Raw genomic sequence first — 2,298 nt, forward strand, 5'->3', positions numbered from 1 at the left:
TTTTCATCCCGTTTAAATACAATTGACTTAAGGGGGGAGCGAACCAGTTTGATTTGGGAAAGTTGCTCGTTCTCATCGTTAAGAAAGGCGATCTTTTCGCCAGGGTAAATGTTGGCAATCTGCTTTGCAGCTTTCGACGAGTGTATAACGGAGTACATGATTTTATCGTTGTACCCGGCTTTAGCAAACAGTGTTGATAATGTATTGCCTGATTTGATATCAAAACTCTGCCAGTTTTCGACTTTAGGCGTTGGGCTGGCAATCAGGGGCTGCTGGCTGGGCTCTTGCGTGTTTAATGCTTTAACGCTCTCGCTGCTAGACAAAACCTGGTTATCTAGATCAATCTCGATGGACGTTCTGGTTGCATTGACTTTGCTGCTAGGGCTCAGTGCAAGTACAAGTGTCATTACCGCGCCGGTGAGGCTGGCGGCTATCATGTGCTTTTTTGGAAAGGCGTGAATCAACGTCTGGCCTGCTTTAATTAATTGCTTTACTCAATAAAGTGAGTATTAATGCTTTTTAGAAGTCACATAAAAATGTGAAAATCTGTTAAATATTCCTATAAGTATAGTTGTAAGCTGGGTTCAAGCAAAGTCAATGTTTGTTTATAAAGCTTACAGTAATGTTAAAGATGATATACTTGTTTGTTTTTTGATGTCGCGATTGTTTCTCGATTGTTATTGGTATGCGTTGAAAGGTGAAGTTTAAGATGGGATCGGTTCAAGAAGCTCTAGAAATTATTAAACGCGGAGCTGAAGAGTTAATAGTAGAAGAAGACTTAGTAAAGAAGCTTGAGGCGGGGAAGAAACTTCGTGTCAAAGCTGGATTTGACCCAACTGCTCCAGATTTACATTTAGGGCATACGGTACTCATTAATAAGTTGAAGCAGTTCCAGGATCTTGGTCATGAGGTGCTGTTCTTGATTGGCGACTTTACCGGCATGATTGGTGATCCTACCGGTAAAAGTGCTACACGGCCGCCTTTGACTGAAGAGCAGGTGGCGCAAAATGCGCAGACCTATAAAGAGCAGGTGTTCAAAATTTTAGATCCTGAGTTAACAACGGTCATGTTTAACTCAGAATGGATGTCGAAGATGTCTGCTGCGGATATGATCAAGCTGGCCGGGCAATATACTGTAGCGAGAATGCTAGAGCGTGATGACTTTAGTAAGCGCTTTAAAGGGGAGCAGTCCATTGCAATTCATGAGTTCTTGTACCCGTTAGTGCAAGGTTATGACTCGGTTGCAATGGCGGCAGATGTTGAATTGGGTGGAACTGACCAAAAGTTCAACTTATTAATGGGGCGTACTTTGCAGAAAAATGCGGGTATGGATCCTCAGACAATTCTAACGATGCCTTTATTAGAGGGTTTGGATGGTGTCCAGAAAATGTCCAAATCGCTCAATAACTATGTGGGTGTGAATGATGCGCCGGGTGAGATGTACACGAAGTTGCTATCGCTACCTGATGAAATGATCTGGCGCTACTATGAATTATTAAGCTTTAAGTCATTGGCAGAGATAGAGGTTCTTAAACAAGAGGTTGCGCAAGGGAGAAACCCGCAAGAGGTTAAAGATCTGTTTGCGCGCGAAATCATTGAGCGTTTCCATGATGCGGAGTCGGCGGCGACGGCGCATAACTCGGCAGGCAACCGAGTCGGTTTGGGTGAGATTCCAGATAATGTTCCGGAAGTTGATGTTGATGCTGAGGGGCAGTCGGAGTTGCCAGTATCTGCTGTACTAAGAATGGCGGCTTTGGTAAAGAATGGTGCAGCAGCTAAAGATGTCTTGGGTCGCGGTGCAGTATATGTAGAAGGCAAGAAGGTAGAGGCGAGCTTGAAGTTGTCGGTGCCTGGTATATATGTGATTCAGGCGGGTAAGAAAAAGATAGCAAAAGTCTCGTTAAAATAGCGTTACAAACTAATTTATAAAAAGTTTGATAAAGGTGTTGACCTAAAGAATCAGCTCTATATAATGCGCACCTCCTTAAGACGAACCGCTTCGAAAGCGGCGAAGTTTGAAGGAGATAGAAGATGAATTAAGTGATTAAATCAGTAATTTATCTTCGCTTGTTAAAGGTTTTGGTTTTCGGTTTTGAATTTAAATTTCTTCGAAAACAAATTAAAAAAATCGTTGACAAGCAAATGAGACGCTGTAGAATACGCGCCTCGCTTGAGGGATCTCAAGCAAGCTCTTTAAAAAATTAACCAAGCAATTCGTGTGGGCGCTGACTGAGATGATTTCACGATAAAGCACTCTGATCTAACTTGTTAGAGAGGATGTTGCTTAAGAAATTATCA

2 protein-coding genes are annotated in these 2,298 nt (G+C 42.6%); one reads left to right on the top strand and one right to left on the bottom strand.

Annotated features, from left to right (window positions below; translation table 11 throughout):
- On the bottom strand, positions 1-407 hold a 407-nt coding region (locus A3756_RS15285; protein WP_197481326.1), incomplete at its 3' end, for a LysM-like peptidoglycan-binding domain-containing protein.
- A gap of 302 nt (positions 408-709) precedes the next feature.
- On the opposite strand from A3756_RS15285, the gene tyrS reads away from it, so the two are divergent.
- Complete coding sequence (gene tyrS / locus A3756_RS15290; protein WP_068553810.1) at positions 710-1,909, top strand: tyrosine--tRNA ligase; 1,200 nt, start codon at positions 710-712, stop codon at positions 1,907-1,909.
- Positions 1,910-2,298 lie beyond the last annotated feature (389 nt).

Source organism: Oleiphilus sp. HI0086, assembly GCF_001635225.1.